Origin of the sequence: Thiocapsa sp., from assembly GCF_022340925.1 — a bacterium.
Taxonomy (GTDB): domain Bacteria; phylum Pseudomonadota; class Gammaproteobacteria; order Chromatiales; family Chromatiaceae; genus Thiocapsa.
This window is the reverse complement of sequence record NZ_JAJDNA010000116.1, coordinates 1-7,744: the sequence shown is the minus strand read 5'-3', so window position 1 is coordinate 7,744 and position 7,744 is coordinate 1. Positions and strand designations below refer to the sequence as shown.

8 protein-coding genes are annotated in these 7,744 nt (G+C 68.0%); 3 read left to right on the top strand and 5 right to left on the bottom strand.

All coding sequences use genetic code 11. The annotated features are described in order from the left end of the window. The coding region (locus LJE61_RS13970) for a carboxymuconolactone decarboxylase family protein (protein WP_296918697.1) at window positions 1–517 on the top strand (517 nt) is incomplete at its 5' end. Window positions 518–889: 372 nt separating this feature from the next. Further along, complete coding sequence (locus LJE61_RS13965) at window positions 890–1,927, top strand: type IV pilus twitching motility protein PilT (RefSeq protein ID WP_296909343.1); 1,038 nt, start codon at window positions 890–892, stop codon at window positions 1,925–1,927. A gap of 146 nt (window positions 1,928–2,073) precedes the next feature. Here LJE61_RS13965 and LJE61_RS13960 read toward each other — a convergent pair whose 3' ends face one another. The 5 genes from LJE61_RS13960 to crtD all read right to left on the bottom strand — a co-directional run bounded on the left by LJE61_RS13960 (window position 2,074) and on the right by crtD (window position 6,613). After that, window positions 2,074–3,069: a M48 family metalloprotease gene (locus tag LJE61_RS13960; protein WP_296909342.1), complete on the bottom strand. Its 996-nt coding sequence runs from the start codon at window positions 3,067–3,069 to the stop codon at window positions 2,074–2,076. Next, window positions 3,066–3,647 carry a LemA family protein gene (locus LJE61_RS13955; protein WP_296909341.1) on the bottom strand — a complete coding sequence of 194 codons (582 nt, stop codon included), beginning with the start codon at window positions 3,645–3,647 and terminating at the stop codon, window positions 3,066–3,068. The genes LJE61_RS13960 and LJE61_RS13955 overlap by 4 nt, the downstream gene beginning before the upstream one ends. Beyond that, entirely contained in the window at window positions 3,647–3,868 is a 222-nt protein-coding gene (locus tag LJE61_RS13950; RefSeq protein ID WP_296918695.1) for a hypothetical protein, read from the bottom strand. Before LJE61_RS13950 ends, LJE61_RS13955 begins: the two co-directional genes overlap by 1 nt. A gap of 334 nt (window positions 3,869–4,202) precedes the next feature. Then, window positions 4,203–5,036, bottom strand: a complete 834-nt coding sequence (locus LJE61_RS13945) for a carotenoid 1,2-hydratase family protein (protein ID WP_296918693.1) — start codon at window positions 5,034–5,036, stop codon at window positions 4,203–4,205. An 80-nt stretch (window positions 5,037–5,116) separates the two neighbouring features. Further along, window positions 5,117–6,613 (bottom strand): 1-hydroxycarotenoid 3,4-desaturase CrtD, encoded by a 1,497-nt coding sequence (gene crtD / locus LJE61_RS13940; RefSeq protein ID WP_296918691.1) that lies wholly within the window; start codon window positions 6,611–6,613, stop codon window positions 5,117–5,119. A gap of 115 nt (window positions 6,614–6,728) precedes the next feature. Here crtD and LJE61_RS13935 point away from each other — a divergent pair, with 115 nt between their 5' ends. Beyond that, window positions 6,729–7,598: a polyprenyl synthetase family protein gene (locus LJE61_RS13935; RefSeq protein WP_296912600.1), complete on the top strand. Its 870-nt coding sequence runs from the start codon at window positions 6,729–6,731 to the stop codon at window positions 7,596–7,598. Window positions 7,599–7,744: the final 146 nt, after the last annotated feature.

Here is a 7,744-nt window from a genome sequence, read left to right as displayed (position 1 = left end):
CCCCTCCCGCGCCATCTTGGCCGCTCTGCGGGACGATCGCGGGCAGCTTCCCAACCTGATTCGCACACTCGCCGAGTCGCCGGTGGCGCTCGACGCCTATCGTCAGCTCACGGCCCTGCTGGCCGGCTCCAGTCTGAGCCCGCTCGAGCAACAGGTGGTCTACATCGCTGCCGCGCACGCTAACCATTGTCACTACTGCTCGGCGCCGAACCCGATGCTCGGGGACGACGCCCAGGCGCTGGAGGTTGCATCCGCCATCCGCCGGGGGCAACGGCTGGACGACGTCCGTCTGCAGGCATTGCGTCGCTTCACGGCGCTCGTGAGCGAGCATCGCGGGTGGGTTGCTGAGGATCAGGTCGAATCCTTCCTGCGTGCCGGCTTCACGCGCGAGAACCTGCTCGAGGTCATCACCGGGATCGCATTGGTGACCTTGAGCAGCTACGCCAACCACATCGCCGCGACGCCGGTCGACCACCTCGCGAGCGAAGGTTCGGCCCCAGCGGCGCTCTCTGCCTGAACCTCCTCTCCCGAGGCGGCGCGCATCCGCGAGTGTGCGCGCGGCCCGCCGGGCCGTTCGGGCCTGCGCTTTCCGCCGCCCCGCACCGGATCCGCAATCCCAGGCGCCGGGACCGCTTCGCGCCCTTCGCCGCCGCCCGCGTCATCTCCCTCCGGCGCATCGGGGATGCGCCATCCGACGTGATGCCAATCGACTTCACTGACCCGGCGACAGCGCCGACCGAGCCGTTGCGTCGGTCGACGACGGCCGGTCCGACCGACTGACCCGACAAAATCCGCTCCTCAGGCGATCCCGCTTCGGGCTATCCTAGTGCCTGGGCCATTCGGCCGGACCCCTGCCGGCCGCTCGGGAAGACCCTGTCGGGAGCACAATATGGACATCGCCGAACTCCTCGCCTTCAGCGTCAAGAACAACGCCTCGGACCTGCACCTGTCGGCCGGACTCCCACCGATGATCCGGGTCGACGGCGACATGCGCCGCATCAATGTCCCGCCGCTCGAGCATCGCTCCGTGCACTCGCTCGTCTACGACATCATGAACGACAAGCAGCGCAAGGATTTCGAGGAGTTCCTCGAAACCGACTTCTCGTTCGAGATCCCCGGTCTGGCGCGTTTCCGCGTCAACGCCTTCAACCAGAAGCGCGGCGCCGGGGCGGTCTTCCGCACCATCCCTTCCAGGGTCATGTCGCTGGAAGAGCTGAACGCGCCGGCGAGCTTCAAGCAGATCGTGAGCGTCCCGCGAGGCCTGATCCTGGTGACCGGCCCGACCGGCTCGGGCAAGTCCACGACCCTGGCCGCCATGGTCGACTTTCTCAACGAGACCGAGTACGCGCATATCCTCACGATCGAGGATCCGATCGAGTTCGTGCACACCAGCAAGAAGTGCCTGGTGAACCAGCGCGAGGTCCACCGCGATACCCTGGGTTTCAGTGAGGCGCTGCGTTCCGCCCTGCGACAGGACCCCGACATCATCCTGGTCGGCGAGATGCGCGACCTGGAGACCATCCGGCTGGCGCTGACCGCCGCAGAGACCGGGCACCTGGTCTTCGGCACCCTGCACACCACGTCCGCGGCCAAGACCATCGACCGCATCATCGACGTCTTTCCGGCGGCCGAGAAGGAGATGGTTCGGGCGATGTTGTCGGAGTCCTTGCGTTCGGTCATCGCCCAGACCCTGATGAAACGGGTCGGCGGGGGCCGCGTGGCCGCCCATGAGATCATGATCGGGACACCCGCCATCCGCAACCTGATCCGCGAGGCCAAGGTGGCCCAGATGTACTCGGCGATCCAGACCGGTCAGGCCCACGGGATGCAGACCCTGGATCAGAACCTCAAGGAGCTGGTCGACAAGGGACTGGTCACGCGGCAGGACGCCCGCACGAAGGCGCAAAACAAGGACGGTTTCATCTGATCGGGCTGTCGCCGGCGGAGGCCGGCGCGAGAGCGCCGCTGCCCCTCGGCATCCGTGTCACCCGCCTGTCTGCGGCGGGCTGCCCGGACCCCTCACCTCGGGCACCCGCTGGCGGAGGCTCGGCCTGATGCCTGCTCCCTCTCGGGTCAGGTGCCGGTCTGCCTTGGCGGCCCCGGAAACGCGGCTTTCACGTCCGGCTGATTGAGCGTGGTGAGCGCCCAAATCCCGATGGGCAGAGTCAACAGGGAAAAGGGTCCGAACGGAAACAGGGCGATGATTGAAGCTGTGCGGGCGAAACCGTAGGCCTTGCGCGTGAGCATCCGGACCCCGCCGAGCAGGACGATCAACGAGTAACCTGCCTGCGGAATCACCAGGTATCCGAATGCGGGGTGAGTGAGGAAGGTCATCAGAGCGACGGCGAGGCCGAGGGCCCCGACGACGACCATGGCAACACCAGGCGGCTTGGCCGGCGCAGGTCCGCCGATCGCATTGTCCTGGTCCGATCGCCGCAGGGTTTTTCCCCCCGAGGGATTCAACAGCACCGAATCCGGGTGGGGGCGCCCTGCCGCCCCATCAGCCACTGGCCGAGATGGGCGTGTGCCCGGAATCGCCCGAAAGTCGGTCGCGGTTTGGCTTGCGGCGGCGACCATCTCGGGCGACAGGCTGGGGCTCAGCTGCCTCAGTGCTGCGACACGCTGCTCGACCGACGGATGGGCATGAGATGCCTCTCCCGGGAACGGCGCGACGACAAAGAGATGCGCCAGGCTGACGCTGACGGGCATCTGTGGCGTCTGCCTGGCCCACAATTTGGTCAGGGCCACGGCCAGGGCGTCGGGATTCAGTGTCAGCAGGCATGCTTCGGCGTCCGCCAGGAAGATACGTGTACGGGAGACGGCCCTGAGCAAGAGCGACCCCGCGAGGGGCGCCAACAAGGCGACATGGACAGGCAAGAGCATGATCAGCGCGAAAGCGAGGTTGCCTTCCGACACTGCACCATAGAGCCCAAACGCGACCAGGCCGAATACAGGCAGCAGCAACAGCGTCAGAATGAGCCCGAGTGGGGGCACCGCCCGCCATGCGGCCTTGAAGAGATCGAGCGGTAGCCAAAGCGTCGACACAATGGCTGCTGCAACTGTTTTCAACCGGGTATCGTAGTTTCCGATCTGAGCGAATTGCTGCGCAACGACCGCTTCGAGCTCTGCCCGCTCTCGAAATGTGCGATGCGCGCCATCAGCATGTGGGGGAAGGTCGAGATCATCGCGTTGTAGGCCAACACGTTGCGATTGTAAAACTGGCGTGCGTAGGCGATCTTCTCCTCCACGGCGGACAACTCCTGCTGCAGACTTCTGAAGTTTTCCGACGCCCGGAGGTCGGGGTAGTTCTCGGCGACCGCGAACAGTTGTCCCAGTGCCCGAGTCAAGCGGGTATTCGCCGAAGTGGCCTCGCCCGGACCCGTGGCCCTGCGCAGGGCGGTGCGAGCCTCGGTCACCGTCTGGAAGATCTCGCGTTCGAGTGCCGCGTACCCCTTGACCGACTCGATCAGGTTGGGAATCAGGTCACCCCGTCGCTGCAGTTGAACCGCGATCCCCGACCAGGCTTCGCTGACACGGAGTTGTCCGCGCGCCAGCTGGTTGTACGTCAGAATCGCGCCAACGAGCAAAACGGATACAACGGCGGCCGCGACACCTCCCGGTCCGATCATCCACTCCCAGGCAACCATCAACGCCGATCCGCGCGTGAGCTGCCGCGAGAGCGCGGTTTCGCCATCAGGCCGCCGATGGCAAGGGCGGCCAGGATGAGGACCGCGATGAGCGACGCCGCCTTGAACAGGGCTTCGCGAAGGAACGTGTCCTCTCCGACCCCCAGGATCCAGAGAATCACCATCAATGCGGTTGTCAGTACGAGGGCAACCGCCCCGGTGACCAAGATGCGTTTCGTCATGTCACCTGCCTGGAGACCAGCGTCAAGTCGGAGGCCCCCGCCGAGCCGTCAACGCAGGGTGGGCGGATCGGGATCGATCGCTAGGAACCGCCGCGGCATCCAGATGATTGCCGCGACGGCAGGCTTCCCTGCTGGGCTGGAAACGCCCTCTCCGAGTGGCACGCCGGCTCCGGCCGTGGCCGGCCGACCATCCCGCCCTCATCCGAAGCATAGGTCGGCGGGGTCGGACGTCAACACAGCGCGGCCGGGTCGGGGCCGGCCGGTGGCGTTTCATCCAGGCGGCGATCGCACGCGGGCGGGGTCCTGCGTGGCTCGCCCTGGCCGGCGGTCTCGCTCAACCGGCGATGCGCGGCATGCGAAACGGCAGCAGCACCTGCACCCACCCGGAGGCGAAGCGATCCAGCGAGAGGCTCTCGTGCACGCAGGTGGCCGTTTCGCCGCAGAGCCGGGTCTCCACGAGTGAGCGTGCGTAGAAGGGGGTGTCTTCGAGGGTCTCGATCACCCGTGCCCGGTGTCCGGACTCGCATTGAGTCCCCCGCGCGATGCGCCAGACCCCGGTCGTGGGCAGGCGCACCCGCGGCGGGGGCGCGAGCTCCTCGACCTCACCCGCCGCGTTGAAGCGCAGCGCCAGCGTGGCGCCGTCTCCCCGGCGCGCGGTCACGTCATAGAGCATGGCCGTGCCCTTCGGGGTGTTGGCGCGCGACCAGTCCCAGCACTGGAAGGCGTCCTCGAGCGGCTCCTCCCCGCGGTTCGAGTCGAGGTACCCCTGGCCGCTCCAGCGCAGGGCCGGACGCTCCAGCTCGACCTCGACGTGCGAGATCGGTGCGATCGGCCACCAGAGATGGCGTCCCGCGGGGTCGAGGGCGAACTCGCGCCGGTTGACGGCCGCCGGGACCACCCGGATCCGACCGCGCACCCGTGACGGGATGGGGGCGGTGAGCTCGTTGACCTCGATGGTCAGGGCCGCGCCGTCCCAGGTGAGACTGCTCGGACCGATGTCCAGCCGCCCTGCCTCCTGGCGCAGCCCCTTGCGGCCGCGCTCGGTCATGGTCCAGCGCTTGCCGGCCTTCCCGTAGAGCGCGACGTTGAGCGCGCTGTGGTCGAGCGGGTCTGGCCTGCCGCGTCTGCGCGCCCAGGCGTAGTAGGGCGAGAAGACGCTGCCGACCATCGCGATGATCGTCAGGCCATGGTCGCCGTCATCGCTCAGGGCATCGAGATACCACCAGAGGTAACCACCCGGCGTGACCCTCAGGTCGAAGCGAGGTCCGAGAGCAGCGCCGCCGCCGCCAGCCGACCCGACATCGCCGCCATGGGCACCCCCGCGCCCGGATGCGTGCTGCCCCCCGCCAGGTAGAGACCCGCCAGCTTGCTGCGCGACGGCGGTCGCGTGAAGGAGGCCTGCCAGCCGTGGGACGCCTGGCCGTAGAGCGCCCCCCCGGTCGCCGGGAAGAGCTGCTCGAAGACCGCCGGGGTCGTCACCCGGCTCGTCTCGGGGGTTCGGTGAACCTGCAGACCACAGCGTTCCAATAGGGAGAATGCCCGCTGCTCGCATTGCTCGATCTCCGCAGTGTCGAATGGATGCCGATCGCCTTTGGCCGGGGCGTTGAGGAGGCAGAGAAGTCGCTCGGGTCCCTGAGGCGCCTCGTCGTCGCGGTCGCCGCGGTCCTGGGCGCACACATAGATGGTGCCCTCGCGCGGCACCTGTGAGCGGCCGAAGATGTCGTCGAACTCGGCGGCATAGTCCCGACCGAAGAAGACGCTGTGGCGCAGCAGCGGGAAGCCCTCGGTGCGTGCCACCAGGCTCCAGGTGATCGCCGAGAGCGAACGCCCGGCCGGCGGGACCTTGGCGACCGCCTGGCGCACGCCGGACCCCAGACGCCCCGCGGCGAGCGCCGCCACGTCGCCGTTGAAGACGACGGCGTCGGCATGGATCTGCTCGCCGGAGGCGAGGCGCACCCCGCCCGCCCGTCCGCGCTCCTGGAGGATCTCCGCCACATCCGCCTGATAGCGGACCGTCGCGCCAAGTGACTCGGCGAGGCGCGCCAGGGCCACCGCGGTCTGGTGCATCCCGCCCTCGACCAGCCAGACGCCCTGCTGCTCCACGTGGGCGATCAGCATCAGGGTGGCCGGGGCGAGGAACGGCGAGGAGCCGCAATAGGTCGAGTAGCGGCCGAAGAGCTGGCGCAGCCGCTGGTCCTTGAAGTGCTGACCCAGGGCCTGCCACATGCTGTCGAACGGCTTGATCCGGCGCAGACCGGGGAAGCCGGAGACGCCGCAGCGGCTCACCAGGCTGAGCGGGTTGGGGCGCGATGAGCGAATGAAGGGACCGTCGAGGGTCTCGAAGATGGTCCGGGCGTGCTCGCAAAACCCCCGGTACCGCCGGGCCTCGGCCGCACCCGCGAAGTCGCCGATCGCATCGATCGTGCGCTCCTGATCGGCGAACAGATCCAGGCGCTCCTGCTCGCTCCAGGCGTGCCGTGCTAAGATCTCGACCGGCCGCAGCTTCAGGTAGTCCGAGAGGGATGCACCGGCCTCGGTGAAGATCTCCTCGAAGACCCAGCGCATGGTGAAGACGGTGGGTCCGGCGTCGATCCGGTGGTCGCCGATCCGGACCTCCCGCATCTTGCCTCCCGGGGTGGCGGCGCGCTCCAGGACATGGACCTCGAGTCCGCGCGAGGCCAAGTCCACCGCGGTGACGAGTCCGCCGATGCCGGCGCCGACGACGATGACTTTTTCTGTGGGCATCGGGTGATGACCTCTGTTGATTTGCATTTGACGCCTTAGACATCGCTGTCTATTGTACATGACACGGAAAAGTGTCAACCAATCCTTACAAATGGTGGCGACCTGGGGATCAGCGATGGATGCGACCGCGCGAATCGAGCAGGCCTTGGCCTCGGCGTTGGAATCGGCGATGACGCAGAGCTGTCCACCCCGACTCGCCGAGGCGGTCCGGCACGCCGTGTTTCCGGGGGGTGCACGGGTCCGGCCGCGGCTGTGTCTCGCCGTCGCCGCGGCCTGCGGCAGCCGCGATGTCGAGGCCGCCGATGCGGTTGCGGCATCCATCGAGCTGCTTCATTGCGCCTCGCTGGTCCACGATGACCTGCCCTGTTTCGACGACTCGCCGCTGCGCCGCGGACTTCCCTCGGTGCACCGGGCCTTTGGTGAGCCATTGGCCGTGCTGGCCGGTGACGCGCTGATCGTGCTCGCCTTCGAGAACCTGGCGCGGACCCTGGCCGGCAGCCCGGAACGGCTGGCCCCGCTTCTGATGACGGTGAGTCGCGCCGTGGGCATGCCCTCCGGCATCGTCGCCGGCCAGGCGTGGGAGTGCGAGCCTCGGGTCTCCGTGGCCGACTACCACCGCGCCAAGACCGGTGCGCTGTTCGCCGCGGCCACCGCGGCCGGGGCTCAGGTCGCAGGCGCCGATGCCGATGCCTGGCGTGTGGTCGGCGACCGCATCGGCGAGGCCTATCAGGTCGCCGATGATCTTCGTGACGTCGCCGCGAGCGCGCAGGAGGTCGGCAAACCGGTCGGTCGCGATGCGCTGCTCCACCGCCCGAGCGCGGCAGGCGAGCTGGGCGTGACCGGTGCGGTCGATCTGCTCCGCGGGTTGGTGAAGGACGCGATCGACGCCATCCCGCCCTGTCCGGGGGCGCAACAGCTCGCGGAGGTCCTGTTGTCGGAGTCGCGGCACATCATGCCCAAGGATCTTGCCGATCGCGCGGCCTGAGGACATCCCCCGCTCGGCGGGCGCGGATTGGGACGCGCCCGGCTGACGGACGCACGCGGTGTCGGGAGCGACGTCGTTTCGACAAGGCTTTTTCTCGAGGTTGCCCACGTGTCGATCTTCGATTCTTGGCTGGATTTGCGCAACCG